The sequence below is a fragment of the Streptomyces sp. NBC_00239 genome, from assembly GCF_036194065.1.
Lineage (GTDB): Bacteria > Actinomycetota > Actinomycetes > Streptomycetales > Streptomycetaceae > Streptomyces.
This window is the reverse complement of record NZ_CP108095.1, coordinates 2,373,129-2,395,763: the sequence shown is the minus strand read 5'-3', so window position 1 is coordinate 2,395,763 and position 22,635 is coordinate 2,373,129. Positions and strand designations below refer to the sequence as shown.

The following is a 22,635-nucleotide window of genomic DNA, read 5'->3' as shown; positions in this document are numbered from 1 at the left end:
GGAAGGGCCCGGCGGGTGGACATCCCCGCCGGGCCCTTTCCGTGTGACCGCTATTCCTGTTTCTTGCGCCGGGTGCCGAAGACGATCTCGTCCCAGCTGGGGACGGCGGCCCGGCGGCCCGGACGGACGCCGTCGGCCTCCGCCTGCCGGTCGGTGGTGCCCGTCAACCGCTCCCGGTGACCGGCCACGGTCCGCGGCATCAGGACGTCCGCGTACGCAGAACCGGCCGAGGCCGCGGCGGCCGCGGGCGGCTCCTCCGCCTCGGTTTCCTCCGTGCTCTCCACCGGCGCGGGGCGCTCCGGCACGACCAGGTCGCCCCGGAAGCTCGGCACCGCCTCCAGCAGGCTGGTCAACGAGTCCCGCTCGTCCTCCGGTTCCGGCGCCGGGGCCGCGGCCACCGCCGGCAGCTGCCGGTCCAGCGCGCGGTCGAGCGGCCGGTCACGGGGCAGCCGCGCGATCCGCGGTACGAACGGGAAGCTCGGCTCGGGCGTCGAGGGCAGGTCGTCCGTCTCGCCGATCAGCGAGCGGGCCTCGTCGTCCACGGCCTGCACCAGCCGGCGCGGCGGGTCGTACGTCCAGCTCGCCGAGTGCGGTTCGCCCGCGACCCGGTAGACCAGCAGGACTTCCCACGTGCCGTCGTCGCGCCGCCAGGAGTCCCACTGCACGGCGTCCTTCTCGGCGCCGCGCAGCAACAGCCGCTCCTGCACGGCCTCGCCGAGCTGGGGGCCGTTCCCGGTGTTCTCGCCGGGGCGCCGGACGGGGGTCTTGCGGGCCCGCTCCGCCATGAACGCGCGCTCCGCGAGCACGGGGCCCTCGAAGCGGCGGACCCGGTCGACGGGGATGCCGGCGAGCTGGGCGACTTCCTCGGCGGAGGCACCGGCTCGTATCCGCGCCTGGATGTCACGGGGGCGGAGGTGGCTCTCCACCTCGATCTCGATCTGCCCGAGACGCGCCCGGTCGTTGCGGACGGCCGCGCGCAAGCGCTCGTCGATCGGAAGGGTGTACTCCGTGCTGTCGGCAGCCTTGAGCACCAGTCGTGTGCCGTCATTGGAGACGGCCACGACACGCAGTTCGGGCATGGGGACCTCCCGGGTGGTGCCTGCCGACGTCACGTGCGTCGCTGCTTCCGCTAGTCGAGTGTGGCCTGCCCGGGTGCAGCCTGCCACAACCTTGCCGTGTTAAACCGGCGTGTCGGGCATGCGCCCTTGATCGCCGTTATGGCACGGTTACCTGTTGGGCACGGACAGTGACCGAGCGGTCACTCTGCGCATCAGGCGTCCGTGCGGTGCCGCGGCGCCGCCGGTGTCGAGTGCCGTTTCTCCATCAGCCGGCTCCCTCTCCCGGGCCCGGACATCCGAAAGGACGGACGGCCCCAGGGCTCGCCACAGTACTCCATTCGGGCCACCTGGGTGGACAGCCGCGCCGCCGAAGTTGTCCTGCGGCAGGGGAGTTGGGAACCCGTGTGCCTTACGGCCCCTTGACCTGTGGGCGGTTTCGGGTGTGATGCTTCACAGAATCACCAGAAATGGAACTATCTACTTCGCCCATCTGTCAGTAACTGCTGTAAGCACCGGCGCGATACACGAACGCCGCGGCACACGGCAGAGGATGGGGATGGGTCGGAAAACGCTCACCGGGATCGAAGAGGCGCCGGAGGAGAAGAAGGAGAAGCGCATCGACCTGAGCGTCGCTCAGGTCGCGGGCAGCTCCCTGGCCACGGTCGCCGCGGCCGTACTCGCCTCGAAGATGGGCGTGTACGGCACGATCCTCGGCGCGGGCGTGGTCAGCGTGGTCGCCACCGCGGGCGGCCCGGTCATCCAGCACCTCTTCCGGCGCACCGGCGAGCAGTTGCGCGAGGCCGGCGACGCCGCCCGGCCCATGTCCCGCCGGGTTCCCGTACCGCCGCAGGGCCCGGGGGAGCCGACGCCGCCGGAGGCGGCCGACGCCACCCGCGTGCTGCCGGCGTACGACCGGCACGACCGCACCGTGCTGCTGCGCGCCCCCGGTGCGCCCGGCGCAGACGCCGACGCGTTCGGGACGGCGTCCACGCACGGCACCCGGGTCCGCGGCTGGAAGCGGACCGCGCTCGCCGCGGCCGTCGTCTTCGGCGTCGCGATGGGCGGGATCACCGCCTACGAGAGCCTGTCCGGCTCGAACCTGAGCGGCGGCGGCAGTTCCACCCTGCGCACGGCCTTCACCGGCGGCTCGGACACCCGCTCCCACGGCGACGGCGGCGACGGCGGCGGCGGAGCCGAGGACGCGCCCGCGCCCACGCCGCAACGCAGCGACGACGGGGCCGGCACCGGTGAGCGGCCCGGTACCGGGACATCGCCCGGCCCGTCGGCCCCGCCGTCCGGATCCGGCCCGGCGCCCACCCCCACGCCCACCCCGACTCCGACCCCCACGCCGACCCCGCCCCCCACCCCGACGCCCACGCCGACCCCGTCCGGGGACGCCTCGCGGCAGCCCGCCACCGGGGACGGCGCGGGCGCCGCCGACGCGGGCGCCGACGCCGGGCGCGAAGACACCGGCGCCCCCTGACCGGACCCGGCCGCCTCAGTCCCCGAGCACCCGGCGCAGGTAGTCGTTGCCGAACACCCGGTCCGGGTCCAGCCGGTCGCGGACCTTGGCGAACTCCGCGAACCGCGGGTACACCGAGGCGAGGTACTCGGCGTCCCGGGTGTGCACCTTGCCCCAGTGCGGCCGTCCGCCGTGCGCCGTGAAGATCCGCTCGGCGGCCGTGAAGTACGCCTGGTACGGGGTCCCGCGGTACATGTGCACCGCGATGTACGCGGTGTCCCGGCCCGACGCGGTCGAGAGCGCGATGTCGTCGGCCGGCGCGGTGCGCACCTCCACCGGGAAGCCGATCCGCAGGTCCGAGCGGTCCACCATGGCCTTCAGCTCGCGCAGCGCCTCGACCACGCGCTCCCGCGGCAGCGCGTACTCCATCTCCACGAACCGCACCCGGCGGGGGCTGGTGAACACCTTGTACGGGATGTCCGTGTAGGTACGGGCGGACAGGGCGCGGCTGGCGACGCGGGCGATGCCGGGGACGGCCGCGGGGAACGCCCGGCCGACCGAACACGCCACCTGGAAGACCCCGTTGGACAGCAGCTCGTCGTCGATCCAGGCGCTGACGGCGCCGGGCGGGGCGGGCGGTCCGGCGCTGCGGTTGTTGCGCTTGGTGTTGCAGTTGCCGGTGTGCGGGAACCAGTAGAACTCGAAGTGCTCGTTCTCCGCGTAGTGGGTCTCGAACTCCTCCGCCACCTGCTCGAAGCGCATCGGCTCCTCACGTGCCGTCAGCAGGAAGAGCGGCTCCACGGCGAAGGTGATCGCGGTGACGATGCCGAGGGCGCCGATGCCGATCCGGGCGGCCGCGAACACGGCCCGCTCCTCCTCGGTGCCGTCCGCGGAGCAGGTCAGCAGCGAGCCGTCGGCCGTGACCAGTTCCAGGGCGACGATCTGGGCGGCGATCGAGGCCGAGTCCCGGCCGGTGCCGTGGGTGCCGGTGCTGGTCGCGCCCGACACCGTCTGCTCCATGATGTCGCCCATGTTCACGAGCGAGAGGCCCTGCCGGGCCAGCGCCGTGTTCAGGTCCTTCAACGCGGTGCCCGCGGCCACCTTCACGGTGCCCGCCGCCCGGTCGACCTCCAGGATCCCGGCCAGCGCCTGCGGCCGGACCAGCAGTCCGTCGGTGGCGGCCGCCGCCGTGAAGGAGTGGCCGGTGCCGACCGCCTTCACCTTGAGGCCGTCGGTCGCGGCGCGCCGCACCTCCTCCTGGAGGGCGCCGACCGTCGCCGGCGCGGCCACCCGGGCGGGCGTGGCGGACACGTTGCCCGCCCAGTTACGCCACGTGCTCGTCGTTCCGGTCCGCCCTGCCCTCGTGCTCGTCGTACCCATCGGGTCCCTCCCCTTGCGCGGGCCTCGTCAGCCTGCGGTAACCCGCGAACGCCACCGCCGCCGCGGCGCCGCCCGCCACGATGGAGACCACGTACCCGCTCTTCGCCCCGGCCGAGTCGATGACCCAGCCGGCCGCGGAGGAGCCGAGCGCGACGCCGACCGCGAGCCCGGTGCCCGTCCAGGTCATGCCTTCCGTCAGCTTCGCGCGTGGTACGTGCGCCTCGATCAGGGCCATCGTGGTGACCATCGTGGGAGCGATGGCGAGGCCCGCGACGAAGAGCGCCACGGCCAGAAACGGAAGGTTCCCGGCCAGTAGGAGGGGGATCATACTCACGGCCATCGCACATATGCCCAGGAGCCAGCGAGGTTCTGCCCGGCCCTTGAGATGGAGCAGTCCGAAGGCCAGTCCGGCGAGGCAGGAGCCGAGCGCCCAGACGGCGAGCACCACGCTCGCCATGGCCTTGTGGCCCTGTTCCTCGGCGAAGGCCACCGTCACCACGTCGACCGAGCCGAAGATCGCGCCGGTCGCGGTGAAGGTGGCGACGAGCACCTGAAGGCCGGGGGAGCGCAGCGCGGAGCGGCGGTCCGCGCCGGGATCACGAGGGTGCGGCGGCGGCTCGGTGGCCCGCTGGGCGGTCAGCCACCACACGCCGACCAGCAGGAAGACGGCGGAGATCAGTGGCCCGGCCTCGGGGAACCATGCGGTGGACAGGCCGATGGAGGCGATCGGCCCGACGATGAAGCAGACCTCGTCCATGACGGACTCGAAGGAGTACGCGGTGTGCAGCTCGCGCGGCGAGTCCCGGTAGAGCGTGGTCCAGCGGGCGCGCAGCATCGCGCCCACGCTCGGGGTGCAGCCCGCGCAGGCGGTGAACACGAAGAGGGTCCAGTCCGGCGCCCCCAGCTGAGCGGCCGTCAGCAGCCCGGATATCGCGGCCACGGAGATGAGGGTGGCCGGCCGCAGCACGCGCCGCTGGCCGTGCTGGTCCACCAGCCGGGAGACCTGTGGGCCCAGCACGGCGGCGGACAGCGCCAGGGTCGCGGTGAGGGCGCCCGCCAGTCCGTAGCGGCCGGTGAGCTGGGAGATCATCGTGACGATGCCGATGCCGAGCATCGACAGCGGCATCCGGCCGAAGAATCCGGCCGCGGTGAAGGCCCTGGTGCCGGGGGCGGCGAAGAGGGCGCGGTAGGGACTGGCCAAGGGGGCCCTCCGTCAGGAATGTACGTGTCCTATGCAGGTTACGGCCGGGCCCGTCGCATCCGCACCTGAGTTCAATCGTGTCAGTTAGGTATACCTTACCCGTCTCGCTCCGCGGTGCCGGTTCCCGCCCGTCGGCACCGGGTGGCAGGATTTCCGTCATGCCAGATCAGCGTGATCAGTCCGCCGCCAGCCCGTACGACGCCCTGCTGCTGCTGTCCTTCGGCGGCCCGGAGGGCCCCGACGACGTCGTGCCCTTCCTGGAGAACGTGACCCGGGGCAGGGGCATCCCCCGGGAGCGCCTCAAGGAGGTCGGGCAGCACTACTTCGGCTTCGGCGGGATCAGCCCCATCAACGCGCAGAACCGCGAGCTGCTGGACGCGCTGCGCAAGGACTTCGCCGGGCACGGGCTGGACCTCCCGGTGTACTGGGGCAACCGCAACTGGGCCCCGTACCTGACCGACACCCTGCGCGAGATGGTGCGCGACGGCCGCCGCCGCATCGCCGTCCTCGCCACCAGCGCGTACGCCTCGTACTCGGGCTGCCGGCAGTACCGCGAGAACCTCGCCGACGCGCTCGCCACCCTCGCCGAGGAGGGGCTGGAGCTGCCGCGCGTGGACAAGCTGCGGCACTACTTCAACCACCCCGGTTTCGTGGCGCCCATGACCGACGGCGTCCTCGACGCGCTCGCCGCGCTGCCCCAGGGCGTCCGCGACGGCGCCCGCCTGGCCTTCACCACGCACTCCATCCCGACGGCCGCCGCGGACACCTCCGGGCCGGCCGAAGAGCACACCGGCGGCGGCGAGGGCGGCGCGTACGTCCGCCAGCACCTCGACGTGGCCCGCCTGATCGCCGGCGAGGTTGCCGAGCGCACGGGCCGCACGCACCCCTGGGAACTCGTCTACCAGTCCCGCAGCGGCGCCCCGCACATCCCGTGGCTGGAGCCGGACATCTGCGACCACCTGGAGGCCCAGGCGGCCGCCGGCGCGCCCGCGGTGGTCATGGTGCCCATCGGCTTCGTCTCGGACCACATGGAGGTCCTGTACGACCTCGACACCGAGGCCACCGCGAAGGCGGCCGAGCTCGGCCTGCCCGTCGCCCGCTCGGCGACCGTCGGCGCCGACCCGCGCTTCGCCGCGGCCGTACGGGAACTCGTCCTGGAGCGCGCCGCCCGCGAGCGCGGCGAGGGCGCCCCGGAATGCTGGGTGGGCACCCTGGGGCAGAGCCACGACGTGTGCCCGGTGGGCTGCTGCCCGGCCCGCGCCGCCCGGCCGGCCGCCGCCGGCGTGGACAGCCCGTACGCGTGACGCCCGCAGGCGTGGACCCGAGGAGACCGACCCAGTGACCGACCCCGTGACCGATCCCCTGACCGAGACCGGCCCGCTCGCCGCCGAACTGCTGGCCCTGGCGCTGGAGGCCGCCCGGCTGGCCGGGGACCTGCTGCGCGACGGCCGCCCCGCCGACCTGGCGGTGGCCGCCACCAAGTCCAGCCCGATCGACGTCGTCACCGAGATGGACATCGCCGCCGAGAAGCTGATCACCGGCTTCCTGGCCGAGCACCGGCCCGTGGACGGCCTGCTCGGCGAGGAGGGCGCCGACAGCCCCGGCACCAGCGGGGTCCGCTGGATCGTCGACCCGCTCGACGGCACCGTGAACTACCTCTACGGGCTGCCCGCCTGGGCCGTCTCGATCGCCGCCGAGTACCGCGGCGAGACCGTGGCCGGCGTCGTCGCCGTCCCGATGCGCGGGGAGACGTTCCAGGCGGTGCGCGGCGGCGGGGCCCGGCTGGCGGGCGGGCCACCGCTGCGCTGCCGGCCGGCCGCCCCGCTGGACCAGGCGCTGGTGTCGACCGGCTTCAACTACGTGCACCGGGTCCGCAGCCACCAGGCGGACGTGGCCCAGCGGCTGATCCCGCAGGTACGGGACATCCGGCGCAGCGGGTCCGCGGCGGTCGACCTGTGCGACGTGGCCGCCGGCCGGCTGGACGGCTACTACGAGCGCGGGCTGCACCCCTGGGACCTGGCCGCCGGGGAGCTCATCGCCCGCGAGGCCGGCGCCCTCACCGGCGGCCGGCCCGGTCAGCCCGCCTCGGGGGAGCTGACGGTGGCCGCCACCCCGGCCGTCTTCGGCCCGCTCCAGGCCCTCCTGGACGAGGCGGGGGCCTGGCACGACTGACCGGGGCACCGGGTCCCCGGCCGGCCTGGCCGGGCCCTCCGCGCCCGGCCAGGGCCCCGAGCGCCCCGTCAGGACCCGACGTGGCCCGCCGGCACCCCGGCGCGGCCCGGGCAGGGCCCGTACGCGGCCCGTCAGCGCCCGGACGCACGCGTGCCCCGGTCCACCTCGGTGGGCCGGGGCACGCGCGGTCGGGGTTCGGGTCAGGCGACGGTGACGGGGACGCCGTGTTCGGCGGCGAGACGGTGCAGGTCCTCCAGCTCGGCCTGCTCGACCTCCACGAGGAAGTCGTCGCCCGTCTCGCGCGCCCGCGTGAGGTCGGTTTCCGTGGTCTTGATGCGCTGCAGAAGACCTGCGGTGAATGCGTCCATGGTGCGCCTCCTCTTCCTCGGCCGGGGCATGGCACGGCACTCTCAGGGGGGTGATCGAGGGTGTGCACTCGTCCTCCCCGGCACCCGGTGCCCAGAAACCTCGCGAGGCCCGGGAATCCTCGGCTCCGCCTCCGCAAGGGCGCCTTACAGCCGGTTTACGGCCGAAAGGGGCAGGATGGATCCGCTCAGTGGACCGTCCTGAGCACCCGACACACCCCGCCCGATGGGCTCAGAGGAAGGAAATCGACGTGCGCGTACTCGTCGTCGAAGACGAGCAGCTGCTCGCCGATGCGGTGGCCACCGGACTGCGCCGGGAGGCCATGGCCGTGGACGTCGTGTACGACGGCGCGGCCGCCCTGGAGCGCGTCGGAGTGAACGACTACGACGTGGTCGTGCTCGACCGGGACCTCCCGCTCGTGCACGGCGACGACGTCTGCCGCCGGATCGTCGAGCTCGGCATGCCCACCCGCGTCCTGATGCTCACCGCCTCCGGCGACGTCAGCGACCGGGTGGAGGGCCTGGAGCTCGGGGCGGACGACTACCTGCCCAAGCCCTTCGCCTTCAGCGAGCTGACCGCGCGGGTCCGCGCGCTGGGCCGGCGTACGACCGTGGCGCTGCCGCCGGTCCTGGAGCGGGCCGGCATCAAGCTGGACCCGAACCGCCGCGAGGTGTTCCGGGACGGCAAGGAGGTGCAGCTCGCGCCGAAGGAGTTCGCGGTCCTGGAGGTCCTGATGCGCAGCGAGGGCACGGTGGTCTCCGCCGAGCAGCTGCTGGAGAAGGCCTGGGACGAGAACACCGACCCGTTCACCAACGTGGTGCGGGTCACCGTCATGACGCTGCGCCGCAAGCTCGGTGAGCCGCCGGTCATCGTGACCGTGCCGGGCTCCGGATACCGGATCTGATGCGGGTGGCCTCGAATCCGGCGCCGCCGTCGGCGCCCCCGAAACCCACCTGGGACCCGGCCCAGGCGGAGAGCCCGTTCCCGTGGCTCAGACCGACCATCCGGATACGCCTGACGCTGCTGTACGGCGGGATGTTCCTGATCGCGGGCATCATGCTGCTCTCGATCATCTACCTGCTGGCCGCCCAGGCCCTGCGGGTGGGCAGCGAGCCGCCCTTCAAGATCATCGGAGGGGAGGACGTCAAGGTCTCCAGCTCGTCCTGCCAGGGTGTGGCCGGTCTCCAGCAGATCAGCCAGTTCAACGACATCATCGCGACCTGTATGGACGCCCAGCGCAAGCACTCGCTGGACGACCTGCTGAGCCGCTCCCTGATGGCGCTGCTGGGCCTGAGCATCATCGCGTTCGCCTTCGGTTACGCGATGGCCGGCCGGGTCCTCTCGCCACTGGGCAAGATCACCCGTACCGCCCGCCGGGTGGTCGGCTCCGACCTGACCCGGCGGATCGAGCTGGACGGGCCCGACGACGAGCTCAAGGAGCTCGCCGACACCTTCGACGAGATGCTCGACCGGCTGGAGCGGGCCTTCACGGCCCAGCAGCGCTTCGTCGGGAACGCCTCGCACGAGCTGCGCACCCCGTTGGCGATCAACCGCACGCTCCTGGAGGTCCACCTCTCGGACCCGGCGGCGCCGGTGGAGCTCCAGCAGCTCGGCCGGACGCTGCTGGCCACCAACGAGCGCAGCGAGCAGCTCGTGGAGGGCCTGCTGCTGCTCGCCCGCAGCGACAACCAGATCGTGGAGCGCAAGCCGGTCGACCTGGCCGAGGTGGCCTCCCGGGCCCTGGACCAGGCGCGGGCGGAGGCGGAGTCCAAGGGCGTGCAGATCCGCGGCGAGCGCGCCTCGGCCGTCGTCCAGGGCAACGGCGTCCTGTTGGAGCGGATCGCCCTGAACCTGGTCCAGAACGCCGTCCGGTACAACGTGCCGGAGGGCGGCTGGGTGGAGGTCACCACCGAGGTCCAGCACGGCCAGGCGGTGCTCACGGTTTCGAACACGGGTCCCGTTGTTCCCGCGTACGAGATCGACAATCTCTTCGAGCCGTTCCGGCGGCTGCGGACGGAGCGTACGGGCAGTGACAAGGGCGTCGGGCTCGGTCTGTCGATCGCCAGGTCGGTGGCCCGGGCGCACGGCGGCCGGATCTCCGCGGTGCCCCGCGAGGGCGGTGGCCTGGTGATGCGTGTCACGCTGCCGCTCTGACGGAGTGGACCGCAGATGGCCCCGGGGTTCGCTTTGGGTGAAATCTGCCACACTTGCACAATGTCGGTTCATGTGTGATCGATCACAGTGCAGTGTGCCGGGTCATGCACGTTCAGTGACCCTCCAGGGGCCGGAAAGCCCGGGAAAGTCCGGGTTTCCGGCCGCCTGAAAGGCGGAAAATACACGGGGTGGCGCCCGTGCATCACCACCACCGGACCGTGTACGGTCCCGATCGCCAACCCAGCCGATCGCCCCTTCAGGCGTGCAGCTGGGTGTCGATTGAGTAACAGACCTTGATGTGAGGCAAAATCTCCGCCTCAGGTCGGGCACAAGTCCGGCCTCTCGCGCGTTACGTGCGCTGAGACACCGCTAACACCCAGAGGGGGAGAGCGAACATGGCAACGGACTACGACACCCCACGCAAGACCGACGATGACGTCGACAACGACAGCCTTGAAGAGCTGAAGGCCCGGCGCAGCGACAAGTCGGCCTCGGCCGTCGACGTCGACGACTTCGACGCCGCAGAAGGCATGGAGCTGCCCGGCGCGGACCTCTCCAACGAGGAACTGGCCGTCCGGGTGCTGCCCAAGCAGGCCGACGAGTTCACCTGCATGAGCTGCTTCCTGGTACACCACCGCAGCCAGCTGGCCCGCGAGAAGAACGGCCAGCCCATCTGCGTCGACTGCGACTGACAGCCGCCGTGGCAGGCTCGACGCCGTTCCGGAAACGCCGTTTCCGGAAGGAGCTGGGATCCGCGGAGGCGTACGAAGGCGGCACGGGCCCGGGAACGGGCCTGGAGGCCTCCTCCGTGCCCTCCGCCACGCCGGCACCACCCGGCGGCGGCGAGGGCGGCGACAAGCCGTCACAGCCCCGGCTGAAGTCCGGGGCGCGCCGCCTGTACAGCGGCGCCAGGGCCGACCGGGTCGTGGACGCCGTCGTATTCGGCGTGCGCAAAGGCGGTGAAGGAGCGCGCACCGGTCTCGCGTACCTCGCGGACCGGGTCATCGACATCGCCCCGCGCGTCCCGGTACGCGACCTCGCCACCCTGCGCGCGCAGTTTCCCGGCCTCGGTCCCGATCAGCTGGCCGACAAGCTGATCGCGGGCGCGGCCAACGCCACGTCGACGGTGGGCGCCGGCATCGGCGCGGCCGCCATGCTGCCGGTTCCGCCGGCCATGCCCGCCGAGCTCGCCGCCGAGATCACCGGCGTCGCGGCCATCGAACTCAAACTCATAGCCGAACTCCACGAGGTCTACGGCCTGCGGCCGCCCGGCTCGCTCATGCAGCGCAGCACGGCGTACCTGACGGCGTGGACCGAGGAGCGCGGCATCGACGTGTCCAAACCGGCCACGCTCAACGCCGCGCTCGGCGGCCAGATGAAACGCGAACTGCGCCAGCAGATCATGAAGCGGACGCTCCGCAACCTCCCGAACCTGATGCCGTTCATGGTCGGCGCGGCCGTGGGCGCCGTGATGAACCGGCGCGACACCCGCCGCCTCGCGGACAAGGTCCGCACGGACCTGCGCCGCCGTGCCGTCCCCTGGGACGCCCTCCGGCAGCTTCCGCCGCTCGAGCAGCCCGAACATCCGCTGCCCCCGCCCGGGAGCCCCGGGAACGCCCTGGAAGGCCCGCAAGGGCCCCTCCAGGGTCTTTGAGGCCGCGGCCCGGCGCCCTGCGCGACCCGCTACTGCGCCGGGCCCGCCGGCTGCCCGCCCTGCCGGGGCACCCGCGCGGCGCGCAGCGCCTCGGCCAGCGCCTGCGGCTCCCGCGTGGACAGGTACACGTACGGCGTCGGGTCGGCCGGGTCGGTCACCTCGACCCGCACCGCCGTCGGCACGTAGCTGCGCATCAGCATGAAGGCCCGGGTGTCCGCCTTGTACGTGCGCCAGGCGCGCGCCTCCTCGGCGTCCAGCACCTCGGGCTCGCCGAGCGCCGAGACGGGGATCCGGGCGTCGCCCGCGGCCAGCGTCCCGTTCACCACGCGCACCCGCGCGGAGCCGTACGAACTCACCAGCAGGCCCGCCAGCGCGGTGCCGCCGAACAGGCCGGCCAGCAGCGGCAGGGTGCCCAGCGGCAGCAGCATCAGCGCGCACGCCACACCGGTGAGGGCGGCGATGCCCCACCAGGAGCGCGGAGCGGTCAGGCGTTCGTCGTGGTGCGAGGCGGAGAGCTGCATGGCATCAAGCTTGGCACGGGGCGACCGGCGGGTAGCCGCGCGGGTAAGGTCTGCGCCTGTGAGTGGACGAAACGCTGCATCGACTGCACTGTCGCCACCGGACTACGCCACCGCGCCCGTCCGGCACCCTGACGCCCCCGCACCCGGCGAGCTCCTCGGTGCGCACTACGGCCACTGTTTCGGCTGCGGCGAGGCCCAGCCCCACGGCCTGCACCTGGAGGCGCGGGCCGGCGAGGGCGTCACCGTCACCGCCGAGTTCACCGTCAAGCCGGCGCACCAGGGCGCACCCGGCCTCGCCCACGGCGGGGTGCTGGCCACGGCGCTCGACGAGACGCTCGGCTCGCTGAACTGGCTGCTGCGGGTGATCGCGGTGACCGGGCGGCTGGAGACCGACTTCGTGCGGCCCGTCCCCGTGGACACCGTGCTGCACCTGGCCGCCGAGGTCACGGCCGTCGCCGGGCGCAAGATCTACTGCACGGCGGTCGGCCGGATAGGCGGCCCCGAGGGCCCGGTCGCGGTACGCGCCGACGCCCTCTTCATCGAGGTGAAGGTCGACCACTTCATCGACAACGGCCGGCCCGAGGAGATCCAGGCGGCCATGGCAGACCCGGACCAGGTCAGGCGCGCCCGCGCCTTCGAGGTGAACCCCTGATGACCGAGAACCACCCCCCCGTCGACGTACTCATCCGACGGACCGACCCGGACGTGCCGCTTCCGGCGTACGGGCACCCCGGCGACGCCGGCTGCGACCTGGTGACCACGCAGGCCGCCGAGCTCGCCCCGGGCGAGCGGACCGTACTGCCCACCGGCGTGTCCATCGCCCTCCCCGACGGGTACGCGGCCTTCGTGCACCCGCGCTCCGGGCTGGCCGCCCGCTGCGGCCTCGCCCTGGTGAATGCCCCGGGGACGGTGGATGCCGGGTACCGTGGGGAGATCAAGGTGATTGTGGTCAACCTCGACCCGCGCGAAAGCGTCCGGTTCGAGCGCTTCGACCGCATTGCCCAACTGGTTGTCCAGCGAGTCGAGAAGGTGCGCTTCCACGAGGTGGCGGAACTTCCGGGTTCGGCACGGGCCGAGGGGGGATTCGGGTCGACCGGCGGGCATGCGGCTGTGGCCGGATCCGGCGCTGGGCAGCAGGGTGGGACTGGCTACGCTTCGGTCGTATCCGACCGGGAAGGACAGTGACGTGTTCGGACGTCGCAAGAAGAGCAGCTCCGTCAGCGGGAGCGACGAGGCCGAGCAGGTCGTCGATGGTGTCGCCGCGGAGCAGGACGCAGATGAGCTCACCGGTCTCGAGACCGGTGGACAGCGCAGGGTGAACCTGCCCCCGGCCCCGAGGCCGGACGGTCCCTGGGACATCTCCGAGGTGCCCGGTCCCGCCGAGGGCCGTGTCGACCTGGGCGGCATCCTGGTGCCCGGAGTCGAGGGCATGGAGCTGCGCGTGGAGGTCGCCGGTGACGCGATCGTCGCCGCGACCGTGGTGCTGCGCGACAGCGCGGTGCAGTTGCAGGCCTTCGCCGCCCCCAAGAAGGAGGGCATCTGGGGCGAGGTCCGCGAGGAGATCGCCTCGGGCATCACCCAGCAGGGCGGAATCATCGACGAGGTCGAGGGCCCGCTGGGCTGGGAGCTGCGCGCGCAGGTCCCCGTGCAGCTGCCCGACGGCACGGGCGGGGTGCAGCTCGTGCGCTTCGTCGGCGTCGACGGCCCGCGCTGGTTCCTCCGGGGCGTGATTTCCGGCCAGGGAGCGGTCCAGCCCGAGGCTGCCGGCCTGCTGGAATCGATCTTCCGTGACACCGTCGTGGTGCGCGGCGAGGGCCCGATGGCCCCGCGCGACCCGATCGTCCTGAAGCTGCCGAACGACGCCCAGATGGTGCCGGACGGCGTGCAGACCGACGAGCAGGACCAGGACGGCTCCCGCTTCTCCGGCGGCATGGGCCAGCTGGAGCGCGGTCCGGAGATCACCGAGGTCCGCTGACACTCAGCGGGCCGGGCCGTACGCGCGGCCGACGAAGCAGATGCGACCGACGGGCCGTACTCCCTTGGAGGGAGTGCGGCCCGTCGGCGTTCCCGCAGGTGGTCACGTGTTCCGCCCGGCACCTGTCAGGAAAGCGTCAAGGGCGCGGCCCGGGGCGTATGGAGAGCGTCAAGGGAGGTGGGGACGGCCGGGAACGCAGGGTTTCCTGGAGTGCCCGGAGGTCCCGGAGGACGCGAACGTCCTGGTCAAGGGGTGGTCCCCCGAGGATGGGCAGACGGGACGTGACAGACAATGAGGACATGGCACGCGGAAGACTTCGGATCTACCTCGGCGCGGCACCGGGCGTCGGCAAGACCTACGCCATGCTCTCCGAGGCACACCGGCGGACCGAGCGGGGCACGGACTGCGTCGTCGGCTTCGTCGAGCACCACGGCCGGCCGCGCACCGAGGTGATGCTGCACGGCCTGGAGCTCGTACCGCGGCGCGAGCTGGAGTACCGGGGGGCCGCGTTCACCGAGATGGACATGGACGCCGTGCTCCGTCGGCGGCCCGCCGTCGCCCTCGTGGACGAACTCGCCCACACCAACGTGCCCGGCTCGCGCAACGCCAAGCGCTGGCAGGACGTGGAGGAACTGCTCCGGGCCGGCATCGACGTCGTCACGACCGTCAACATCCAGCACCTCGAATCGCTCGGCGACGTCGTCGAGTCGATCACCGGGGTGCGGCAGCGGGAGACCGTCCCCGACGAGGTCGTGCGGCGCGCGGACCAGATCGAGCTGGTCGACATGTCCCCGCAGGCCCTGCGGCGGCGGATGGCGCACGGCAACGTCTACCGCCCCGACAAGGTGGACGCGGCCCTGTCGAACTACTTCCGCCCCGGCAACCTGACCGCGCTGCGCGAACTCGCCCTGCTGTGGGTCGCCGACCGCACCGACGAGTACCTGCGCCAGTACCGCGGCGAGCACGACATCCGCTCCACCTGGCAGGCCCGCGAACGCATCGTCGTCGGCCTCACCGGCGGACCCGAGGGACGTACGCTCATCCGGCGCGCCGCCCGCCTCGCCGAGAAGGGCGCCGGCGGCGAGGTCCTCGCCGTCTACATCGCCCGCAGTGACGGACTGACCGCGGCCTCGCCCAAGGAGCTCGCCCTCCAGCGCACCCTGGTCGAAGACCTCGGCGGCACCTTCCACCACGTCATAGGCGACGACGTCCCGCACGCGCTCCTCGACTTCGCCCGCGGCGCCAACGCCACCCAGATCGTCCTCGGGGTCAGCCGCCGCAAGCCCTGGCAGTACGTCCTGGGCCCCGGCGTCAGCGCCACCGTGGCCCGCGACTCGGGACCCGACCTCGACGTCCACCTGGTCACCCACGACGCCGTCGCCAAGGGCCGCCGCGCGCTGCCCGTCGCACCCGGCGGCGCGGCCCGGCTCGGCATGCCCCGCATCATCGCCGGCTGGGTGGTCGGCGTGGTCTTCCCCGTCCTGCTCGCCCTGCTGCTCACGCACGTCGACGCCGACCTGGGCCTCGCCAACGACATGCTGCTGTTCCTGGCGCTGACCGTCGCGGCGGCCCTGCTCGGCGGGCTGCTGCCGGCCCTCGCCTCGGTGGCGTTCGGCTCCCTGCTGCTGAACTACTACTTCGCCCCGCCGGTGCACCGGCTCACCATCTCCGACCCGAAGAACATCATCGCCCTCACCGTGTTCTTCGCGGTGGCCGTCTCGGTGGCCTCGGTCGTCGACCTGGCGGCCCGGCGCACCCACCAGGCGGCCCGGCTGCGCGCCGAATCCGAGATCCTCTCCGTCCTCGCGGGCAGCGTGCTGCGCGGGGAGGACTCGCTCGTCGCCCTCCTGGAGCGGGTCCGGGAGACCTTCGCGATGGAGTCCGTGGCCCTGCTGGAGCGCGCCGGCGAGCTGGACCCCTGGACCCGCGCGGCCGGCGTGGGACCCGCACCCGCCGCCCGGCCCGAGGACGCCGACGTGGACCTGCCCGTCGGCGACACCGTGGCGCTCGCCCTGTCCGGCCGGGTGCTGCCGGCCGAGGACCGGCGGGTGCTCGGCGCCTTCGCGGCCCAGGCCGCCGTGGTCCTCGACCGGCAGCGGCTGGTGGGAGAGGCCGAGGAGGCCCGCGCGCTCGCCGAGGGCAACCGGATCCGTACCGCGCTGCTCGCCGCCGTCAGCCACGACCTGCGCACCCCGCTCGCCGCGATCAAGGCAGCCGTGTCCTCGCTGCGCTCCGAGGACGTGGAGTGGTCCGAGGAGGACCGCGCCGAGCTGCTCGAAGGCATCGAGGCCGGCGCCGACCGCCTCGACCACCTCGTGGGCAACCTCCTCGACATGTCGAGGCTGCACACCGGCACCGTCACCCCGCTGATCCGCGAGATCGACCTCGACGAGGTGGTGCCGATGGCGCTGGGCGGCGTACCCGAGGGCAGCGTGGACCTGGACATCCCCGAGAGCCTGCCGATGGTCGCCGTCGACCCCGGGCTGCTGGAACGCGCCGTCGCGAACATCGTGGAGAACGCCGTCAAGTACAGCCCGGACGGGACGGCCGTGCTGGTGGCGGCCAGCGCGCTCGGCGACCTGGTCGAGGTACGGGTGGTGGACCGCGGGCCCGGCGTGCCCGACGAGGCCAAGGACCGGATCTTCGAACCGTTCCAGCGGCACGGCGACGCCCCGCGCGGGGCGGGCGTCGGTCTCGGCCTCGCGGTCGCCCGGGGCTTCACCGAGGCCGTGGGGGGCACTCTGACGGCCGAGGACACTCCGGGGGGCGGGCTGACCATGGTCCTGACCCTGCGGGCGGGCGCCGCGGTCCGCGACCCCGCCCCCGCGCCGGCCGCCGGACCCGCCGAGAGCGCTCCATACCCGTACGACACCGTCGAACCGATGCGACAGAAGGCAGGACCCCAATGACCCGGGTGCTCGTGGTGGAAGACGAGCCGCAGATCGTGCGCGCCCTCGTGATCAACCTGAAGGCGCGCAAGTACGAGGTCGACGCCGCGTCCGACGGAGCCGCCGCCCTGGAGCTGGCCGCGGCCCGCCACCCGGACGTGGTCGTGCTCGACCTCGGCCTGCCCGACATGGACGGCGTCGAGGTGATCAAGGGGCTGCGCGGCTGGACCAGGGTCCCGATCCTCGTGCTGTCGGCCCGGCACAGCTCCGACGAGAAGGTGGAGGCCCTCGACGCGGGCGCGGACGACTACGTGACGAAACCTTTCGGCATGGACGAGCTGCTGGCCCGGCTGCGGGCCGCGGTGCGCCGGGCCGAGCCCACCGCCGGCGCCGGCGGGGAGGAGGTGCTCGTCGAGACCGAGGGCTTCACCGTGGACCTGGCCGCCAAGAAGGCCGTCCGCGACGGCCGCGACGTACGGCTCACCCCCACCGAGTGGCACCTCCTGGAGGTGCTCGTGCGCAACACCGGGAAGCTCGTCAGCCAGAAGCAGCTGCTCCAGGAGGTCTGGGGGCCCTCCTACGGCACCGAGACGAACTACCTGAGGGTCTACATGGCACAGCTGCGCCGCAAGCTGGAGGCGGACCCCTCGCACCCCCGGCACTTCATCACCGAGCCGGGCATGGGATACCGCTTCGAGAAGTCGAAGTGACACCGCTTCGAGAGGCGACACCGCTTCGAGAGCGGACCCGGGAGGGGCGGGCGGGACGCCGGTCCGGCAGGCGGGCCGGAGAGGTGGGCCATACCGCTGCGAGCGGAGGCCGCCGCGCCGGTAGGCTTCCTGTATGAGTGCTGTACCTCGTTCCGAGAAGCCCGTGAAGCCGGCGAAGCAGGGCGGCCGGTTCCGCCGGATGATCGAACGCCTGTCGACCTCGCAGGAAGAGCTGCACTCCGCGGAGCTGCAGGAGGACGCAGAGGCCGCGGGGTGCACCCGCATCTGCGACTGCCACGACCGCCAGATAGTCAAGGTCACCGGAACCCTGCGTACGGTGACCCTGCGCCCGCGGGCCGGCGTGCCCGCTCTGGAGGCCGAGCTCTTCGACGGGTCGGCCGCTCTCGACGTGGTCTGGCTCGGCCGCCGTTCGATCGTGGGCATCGAGCCGGGCCGCAAGATGATCGCGTCCGGCCGGATCGCCATGAGCCACGGACGCCGGGTCCTCTTCAATCCGAAGTACGAACTCCGACCGCTCGGACAGGAGCACTAGCCGGTGACGTCACTCGACAAACCGACCGCGGGACAGCCTTCGGGGCAGCCCGCGGGGCAGGCCGCCGACGCGGCCCCAGCATCCGGCGACCAGGTCGCGGGCGGCCCGACCGGGCAGAGCCCGCAGGACGTGAAGGCCGTCACGCAGGCCGCGCTCTTCGACGCCTTCGGCGGCATCCGGGGCACCGTGGAGACGATGCTCCCCGGCCTGCTCTTCGTCATGATCTACACGTTCAACAAGGACGTGCGGATGTCCGCCATCGCGGCGGGCGGCGTGGCGGTGGCGCTGGTGGCCGTGCGGCTGCTGCGCAAGGACACCGTCAAGCACGCCTTCAGCGGCGTCTTCGGCGTCGGTGTGGGCATCGCGTTCGCGCTGTTCACGGGATCGGCCAAGGGCTTCTACCTGCCCGGCATGATCTACGGGGCCGGCCTGGGCGTGGCCTTCACGCTGTCCGCGCTGGTGGGTTTCCCGCTGCTGGGCGTGGTGCTGGGGCCGGTGTTCCGGGAGAACCTGTCCTGGCGCACCCGCAACCCGGGGCGCAAGAAGGCGTACACCAAGGCCAGCCTGGCCTGGGGCCTGATCTTCCTCGCCAAGTACGCGATCCTCTTCCCGCTGTACTTCTGGGGCGACGAGACGCAGCTCGGCTGGCTGCTGGTCGCGCTCAAGCTGCCGCCGATGGTGCTCGCGGTCTACTTCACCTGGGTGTTCCTGGCCAAGGCGCCGCCGCCGATCGACGTGATCGCCGAGTGGGAGGCCGAGGAGCAGGCCGAGAAGGAGCGCAAGGCGAGGACCCGCGAGGCGTAGGTCTCCGTTGGCCGGTACGGGGCGCAGGTCGGTCTTCGTTACTCGGTACGGGGCGCAGGCACGTGGAAGGGCCCCGCAACCCTAAGGTTGCGGGGCCCTTTGACGTACGTGCGCGACGCGTGCCCGGGCGGGTCAGCCGTCGCGACGGGCGTTGAGGAGCTCTTCGAGCTGCTCCTCGCGGGCCTGGGCGGCCACGAACAGCAGCTCGTCGCCCGCCTCCAGGGTCTCCTCCGGGTGCGGGGTGAGCACCCGGTTGCCGCGGATGATGGTGACCAGCGAGGTGTCCTCGGGCCAGGCCACGTCGCTGATCTGCACGCCGGCCATCGGGGACTCCGGCGGCAGGGTCAGCTCGACGAGGTTCGCGTCGCCGTGGCTGAAGCGCAGCAGGCGCACCAGGTCGCCGACGCTGACGGCCTCCTCGACCAGCGCCGACATCAGGCGCGGCGTTGAGACGGCGACGTCGACACCCCAGGACTCGTTGAAGAGCCACTCGTTCTTCGGGTTGTTCACGCGGGCCACCACGCGGGGCACCCCGTACTCGGTCTTGGCCAGCAGCGAGACGACCAGGTTGACCTTGTCGTCACCGGTGGCGGCGATGACCACGTTGCAGCGCTGGAGCGCCGCCTCGTCCAGCGAGGTGATCTCGCAGGCGTCCGCCAGCAGCCACTCGGCCTGCGGCACCCGCTCCACGGAGATGGCGGTGGGGGCCTTGTCCACGAGGAGCACCTCGTGGCCGTTCTCCAGCAGCTCGCCCGCGATGGAGCGGCCCACGGCGCCGGCCCCGGCGATCGCGACCCTCATGCGTGTGCCTCCTCGGGCCCGTCGGCGAACGCCGCCTCGACCTTCTCGATCTCGTCCGTGCGCATCATCACGTGGACGAGGTCACCCTCCTGCAGCACGGTCTGCGAGGTCGGGAGCATGGCCTCGCCCAGCCGGGTGAGGAAGGCGACGCGGACCCCGGTCTCCTCCTGGAGCTTGCTGACCTTGTGGCCGATCCAGGCGGGGGAGGTGTGCACCTCGGCGAGCTGTACGCCACCGCTCGGGTCGCGCCACAGGGGCTCCGCGCCGGAGGGCAGCAGCCGGCGCAGCATCTGGTCGGCGGTCCAGCGCACGGTGGCCACCGTGGGGATGCCGAGCCGCTGGTAGACCTCGGCGCGCTTGGGGTCGTAGATCCGTGCGGCCACGTTCTCCACACCGAACATCTCGCGGGCCACCCGGGCGGCGATGATGTTGGAATTGTCACCACTGCTGACCGCGGCGAAGGCTCCCGCCTCCTCGATCCCGGCCTCCCGCAGGGTGTCCTGGTCGAAGCCGACGCCGGTGACGCGGCGGCCGCCGAAGCCCGATCCCAGCCGGCGGAACGCGGTGGGGTCCTGGTCGACGACCGCGACCGTATGCCCCTGCTGCTCCAAGGTCTGCGCGAGAGCGGAACCCACTCTTCCGCAGCCCATAATGACGATGTGCACGGCCGTCCTTCCGGCTGTCAATAGTTCAGACCCTCGGGGCGCTCTTGTGGTGCCCAGGCCTCAGGGTCTCAGACCATGGCCCAAGCTACACACGGGCGGTCACCAGTGTGACCTCTTACGGCGCGCCGGTGCGCAATTGGACCGGGCCAGGGGGTGGTGGTTGGTCAGGGATCTTTTCGAACGCTTACCATCCTCTCCGTGTCCAAACTGACCGACGTGCCCAAACGGATCCTCATCGGCCGGGCGCTACGCAGCGACCGCCTGGGAGAAACTCTCCTCCCGAAGCGGATCGCCCTCCCCGTCTTCGCGTCCGACCCGCTGTCCTCCGTGGCGTATGCCCCCGGAGAGGTGCTCCTCGTCCTCTCCATCGCGGGCGTATCGGCCTACCACTTCAGCCCCTGGATCGCGCTCGCGGTCGTCGTGCTGATGTTCACGGTGGTGGCCTCGTACCGGCAGAACGTGCATGCCTACCCCAGCGGCGGCGGCGACTACGAGGTGGCCAACACCAACCTCGGCCCCAAGGCCGGCCTGACCGTGGCCAGCGCCCTGCTCGTCGACTACGTCCTCACCGTGGCCGTCTCGATCTCCTCCGGAGTCGAGAATCTCGGCTCCGCGGTGGACTTCGTCGTCGAACACAAGGTGCTCTCGGCAGTCGTCATGATCCTTTTGCTGACGCTGATGAATCTGCGCGGCGTGAAGGAATCCGGAAAACTCTTCGCGATTCCCACCTACGTGTTCGTCGTGGGCGTCTTCATCATGATCGCCTGGGGTGCCTGGCAGGGGATCGTCCTCGACGAGACCATGAAGGCCCCCACCGCCGATTTCGAGATCAAACCCGAACACGAGGGCATCGCCGGCTTCGCGCTGATCTTCCTCCTGCTCCGGGCATTCTCCTCCGGCTGCGCCGCCCTCACCGGCGTCGAGGCGATCAGCAACGGCGTCCCCGCCTTCCGCAAGCCCAAGAGCAAGAACGCCGCGTCGACCCTCGCCCTCATGGGCGCCCTCGCCGTCACGATGTTCTGCGGCATCATCGGCCTGGCCATGGCCACCAACGTGCGCATGGCCGAGAATCCCGCCGAGGACCTCATCGTCAACGGCACCCCCGTCGGCGCCGACTACGTACAGAACCCCGTGATCTCGCAGGTCGCCGAGGCCGTCTTCGGCAACGGCAGCTTCCTGTTCGTCGTGCTGGCCAGCGCCACCGCGCTCGTCCTCTTCCTCGCGGCGAACACGGCGTACAACGGCTTCCCGCTGCTCGGCTCGATCCTGGCGCAGGACCGCTACCTGCCCCGCCAGCTGCACACCCGCGGCGACCGGCTCGCCTTCTCCAACGGCATCGTGCTCCTCGCGGGCGCCGCGATCCTGCTGGTGTGGATCTACGACGCCGACTCGACGAAGCTGATCCAGCTGTACATCGTCGGCGTGTTCGTGTCCTTCACGCTCAGCCAGATCGGCATGGTCCGGCACTGGAACCGCCACCTGCGCACCGAGCACGACCCGGCGGCCCGCCGCCGCATGGTCCGTTCCCGCGCGATCAACACCTTCGGCGCCTTCTTCACCGGCCTGGTGCTGGTCGTCGTCCTCGCCACCAAGTTCACCCACGGCGCCTGGGTCGCCCTGCTCGGCATGGTGATCTTCTACGGCACCATGAGCGCGATCCGGAAGCACTACGACCGGGTCGCCACCGAGATCGCCGCCGCCGAGGGCCCCAGCGACGACAGCGTGCGCCCCTCGCGCGTCCACTCGATCGTCCTGGTCTCCAAGGTCCACAAGCCGACGCTGCGGGCCCTCGCCTTCGCCAAGCTGACCCGCTCCGACCGGCTGGAGGCGCTCAGCATCAGCGTCGACCCGGCCGAGACCAAGGCCCTGCGCGACGAGTGGGAGCGGCGCGGCATCAACGTACCGCTCAAGATCCTCGACTCCCCGTACCGCGAGATCACCCGCCCGGTCGTCGAGTACGTCAAGGGCCTGCGCAGCGAGAACCCGCGCGACGCGGTCAGCGTGTACATCCCGGAGTACGTCGTCGGACGCTGGTACGAGCACCTGCTCCACAACCAGAGCGCCCTGCGCCTCAAGGGCCGGCTGCTCTTCACGCCCGGCGTGATGGTGACCTCCGTCCCGTACCAGCTGGAGTCCTCCGAGCTCGCGAAGAAGCGGGCCAAGAAGCGCCAGGACTGGAACGCGCCGGGCGCGGTGCGCCGCGGCCCGGTGGACACCCCCCGCACGAAGGACCGCGCGGGCAAGTAGCGGCGCGAGCCGCGCTACCCCCGT

The 22,635-nt window shown here is 72.1% G+C and carries 22 protein-coding genes; 15 read left to right on the top strand and 7 right to left on the bottom strand.

What is annotated here, in order from left to right; translation table 11 throughout:
• Positions 1 to 50 precede the first annotated feature (50 nt).
• Positions 51 to 1,112, bottom strand: coding sequence for a septation protein SepH (sepH, locus tag OG764_RS10450; RefSeq protein ID WP_328968150.1), 1,062 nt, complete (start codon positions 1,110 to 1,112; stop codon positions 51 to 53).
• 502 nt (positions 1,113 to 1,614) lie between these two features.
• On the opposite strand from sepH, the gene OG764_RS10445 reads away from it, so the two are divergent.
• Positions 1,615 to 2,541 carry a hypothetical protein gene (locus tag OG764_RS10445; RefSeq protein WP_328968149.1) on the top strand — a complete coding sequence of 309 codons (927 nt, stop codon included), beginning with the start codon at positions 1,615 to 1,617 and terminating at the stop codon, positions 2,539 to 2,541.
• 15 nt (positions 2,542 to 2,556) lie between these two features.
• Here OG764_RS10445 and OG764_RS10440 read toward each other — a convergent pair whose 3' ends face one another.
• On the bottom strand, positions 2,557 to 3,900 hold the full coding sequence (locus OG764_RS10440) for a D-arabinono-1,4-lactone oxidase (RefSeq protein ID WP_328968148.1): 1,344 nt from the start codon (positions 3,898 to 3,900) through the stop codon (positions 2,557 to 2,559).
• Positions 3,845 to 5,101: an MFS transporter gene (locus OG764_RS10435; protein WP_328968147.1), complete on the bottom strand. Its 1,257-nt coding sequence runs from the start codon at positions 5,099 to 5,101 to the stop codon at positions 3,845 to 3,847. The genes OG764_RS10440 and OG764_RS10435 overlap by 56 nt, the downstream gene beginning before the upstream one ends.
• A gap of 158 nt (positions 5,102 to 5,259) precedes the next feature.
• On the opposite strand from OG764_RS10435, the gene OG764_RS10430 reads away from it, so the two are divergent.
• Both OG764_RS10430 and OG764_RS10425 read left to right on the top strand, forming a co-directional pair.
• On the top strand, positions 5,260 to 6,405 hold the full coding sequence (locus OG764_RS10430; RefSeq protein ID WP_328968146.1) for a ferrochelatase: 1,146 nt from the start codon (positions 5,260 to 5,262) through the stop codon (positions 6,403 to 6,405).
• Positions 6,406 to 6,451: 46 nt separating this feature from the next.
• Positions 6,452 to 7,273, top strand: coding sequence for an inositol monophosphatase family protein (locus tag OG764_RS10425; protein WP_443056199.1), 822 nt, complete (start codon positions 6,452 to 6,454; stop codon positions 7,271 to 7,273).
• A gap of 200 nt (positions 7,274 to 7,473) precedes the next feature.
• Here the strand turns inward: OG764_RS10425 and OG764_RS10420 are convergent, their stop codons facing one another.
• A complete protein-coding gene (locus tag OG764_RS10420; RefSeq protein ID WP_328968144.1) occupies positions 7,474 to 7,641 on the bottom strand; it encodes a hypothetical protein in 168 nt (55 codons plus the stop codon).
• Between the two features lie 248 nt (positions 7,642 to 7,889).
• On the opposite strand from OG764_RS10420, the gene OG764_RS10415 reads away from it, so the two are divergent.
• From OG764_RS10415 to OG764_RS10400, 4 genes are all read left to right on the top strand, one after another.
• A complete protein-coding gene (locus tag OG764_RS10415) occupies positions 7,890 to 8,543 on the top strand; it encodes a response regulator transcription factor (protein WP_328968143.1) in 654 nt (217 codons plus the stop codon).
• 5 nt (positions 8,544 to 8,548) lie between these two features.
• Positions 8,549 to 9,793, top strand: a complete 1,245-nt coding sequence (locus tag OG764_RS10410) for a sensor histidine kinase (protein WP_328968142.1) — start codon at positions 8,549 to 8,551, stop codon at positions 9,791 to 9,793.
• Positions 9,794 to 10,188: 395 nt separating this feature from the next.
• Positions 10,189 to 10,485, top strand: a complete 297-nt coding sequence (locus OG764_RS10405; protein ID WP_328968141.1) for a DUF4193 domain-containing protein — start codon at positions 10,189 to 10,191, stop codon at positions 10,483 to 10,485.
• Positions 10,486 to 10,493: 8 nt separating this feature from the next.
• Entirely contained in the window at positions 10,494 to 11,447 is a 954-nt protein-coding gene (locus OG764_RS10400; RefSeq protein WP_328968140.1) for a hypothetical protein, read from the top strand.
• A 29-nt stretch (positions 11,448 to 11,476) separates the two neighbouring features.
• On the opposite strand, the gene OG764_RS10395 is transcribed toward OG764_RS10400, so the two are convergent.
• Positions 11,477 to 11,968 (bottom strand): DUF3093 domain-containing protein, encoded by a 492-nt coding sequence (locus OG764_RS10395; RefSeq protein ID WP_328968139.1) that lies wholly within the window; start codon positions 11,966 to 11,968, stop codon positions 11,477 to 11,479.
• A 58-nt stretch (positions 11,969 to 12,026) separates the two neighbouring features.
• Here OG764_RS10395 and OG764_RS10390 point away from each other — a divergent pair, with 58 nt between their 5' ends.
• The 7 genes from OG764_RS10390 to OG764_RS10360 all read left to right on the top strand — a co-directional run bounded on the left by OG764_RS10390 (position 12,027) and on the right by OG764_RS10360 (position 18,898).
• Positions 12,027 to 12,620 (top strand): PaaI family thioesterase, encoded by a 594-nt coding sequence (locus OG764_RS10390; protein WP_328968138.1) that lies wholly within the window; start codon positions 12,027 to 12,029, stop codon positions 12,618 to 12,620.
• Positions 12,620 to 13,153, top strand: a complete 534-nt coding sequence (gene dut / locus OG764_RS10385) for a dUTP diphosphatase (protein WP_328968137.1) — start codon at positions 12,620 to 12,622, stop codon at positions 13,151 to 13,153. Before OG764_RS10390 ends, dut begins: the two co-directional genes overlap by 1 nt.
• Position 13,154: 1 nt before the next feature.
• Positions 13,155 to 13,943 carry a DUF3710 domain-containing protein gene (locus OG764_RS10380; protein WP_328968136.1) on the top strand — a complete coding sequence of 263 codons (789 nt, stop codon included), beginning with the start codon at positions 13,155 to 13,157 and terminating at the stop codon, positions 13,941 to 13,943.
• Positions 13,944 to 14,242: 299 nt separating this feature from the next.
• Positions 14,243 to 16,852 (top strand): sensor histidine kinase, encoded by a 2,610-nt coding sequence (locus OG764_RS10375; protein WP_328968135.1) that lies wholly within the window; start codon positions 14,243 to 14,245, stop codon positions 16,850 to 16,852.
• A complete protein-coding gene (locus OG764_RS10370; RefSeq protein ID WP_328968134.1) occupies positions 16,849 to 17,541 on the top strand; it encodes a response regulator in 693 nt (230 codons plus the stop codon). Before OG764_RS10375 ends, OG764_RS10370 begins: the two co-directional genes overlap by 4 nt.
• A gap of 133 nt (positions 17,542 to 17,674) precedes the next feature.
• Positions 17,675 to 18,094, top strand: a complete 420-nt coding sequence (locus OG764_RS10365) for an OB-fold nucleic acid binding domain-containing protein (RefSeq protein ID WP_328968133.1) — start codon at positions 17,675 to 17,677, stop codon at positions 18,092 to 18,094.
• A gap of 3 nt (positions 18,095 to 18,097) precedes the next feature.
• Entirely contained in the window at positions 18,098 to 18,898 is an 801-nt protein-coding gene (locus OG764_RS10360; RefSeq protein ID WP_443055884.1) for a DUF3159 domain-containing protein, read from the top strand.
• Positions 18,899 to 19,030: 132 nt separating this feature from the next.
• Here OG764_RS10360 and OG764_RS10355 read toward each other — a convergent pair whose 3' ends face one another.
• Together OG764_RS10355 and OG764_RS10350 are read right to left on the bottom strand one after the other, a co-directional pair.
• On the bottom strand, positions 19,031 to 19,699 hold the full coding sequence (locus OG764_RS10355) for a potassium channel family protein (RefSeq protein ID WP_328968132.1): 669 nt from the start codon (positions 19,697 to 19,699) through the stop codon (positions 19,031 to 19,033).
• The gene (locus tag OG764_RS10350) at positions 19,696 to 20,364 is read right to left on the bottom strand and encodes a potassium channel family protein (protein WP_328968131.1); all 669 of its coding nucleotides are present in this window, start codon (positions 20,362 to 20,364) and stop codon (positions 19,696 to 19,698) included. The genes OG764_RS10355 and OG764_RS10350 overlap by 4 nt, the downstream gene beginning before the upstream one ends.
• A gap of 198 nt (positions 20,365 to 20,562) precedes the next feature.
• Between OG764_RS10350 and OG764_RS10345 the strand changes: the two genes are divergently transcribed.
• A complete protein-coding gene (locus OG764_RS10345; RefSeq protein ID WP_328968130.1) occupies positions 20,563 to 22,611 on the top strand; it encodes an APC family permease in 2,049 nt (682 codons plus the stop codon).
• Positions 22,612 to 22,635 lie beyond the last annotated feature (24 nt).

Coding starts and splice junctions, on each gene's coding strand:
- OG764_RS10375 (WP_328968135.1), top strand. CDS start 14,243: ATGGCACGCGGAAGACTTCGGATCTACCTCGGCGCGGCACCGGGCGTC.
- OG764_RS10430 (WP_328968146.1), top strand. CDS start 5,260: ATGCCAGATCAGCGTGATCAGTCCGCCGCCAGCCCGTACGACGCCCTG.
- dut (WP_328968137.1), top strand. CDS start 12,620: ATGACCGAGAACCACCCCCCCGTCGACGTACTCATCCGACGGACCGAC.
- OG764_RS10440 (WP_328968148.1), bottom strand. CDS start 3,900: ATGGGTACGACGAGCACGAGGGCAGGGCGGACCGGAACGACGAGCACG.
- OG764_RS10420 (WP_328968144.1), bottom strand. CDS start 7,641: ATGGACGCATTCACCGCAGGTCTTCTGCAGCGCATCAAGACCACGGAA.
- OG764_RS10395 (WP_328968139.1), bottom strand. CDS start 11,968: ATGCAGCTCTCCGCCTCGCACCACGACGAACGCCTGACCGCTCCGCGC.
- OG764_RS10355 (WP_328968132.1), bottom strand. CDS start 19,699: ATGAGGGTCGCGATCGCCGGGGCCGGCGCCGTGGGCCGCTCCATCGCG.
- OG764_RS10405 (WP_328968141.1), top strand. CDS start 10,189: ATGGCAACGGACTACGACACCCCACGCAAGACCGACGATGACGTCGAC.
- OG764_RS10445 (WP_328968149.1), top strand. CDS start 1,615: ATGGGTCGGAAAACGCTCACCGGGATCGAAGAGGCGCCGGAGGAGAAG.
- OG764_RS10370 (WP_328968134.1), top strand. CDS start 16,849: ATGACCCGGGTGCTCGTGGTGGAAGACGAGCCGCAGATCGTGCGCGCC.
- OG764_RS10365 (WP_328968133.1), top strand. CDS start 17,675: ATGAGTGCTGTACCTCGTTCCGAGAAGCCCGTGAAGCCGGCGAAGCAG.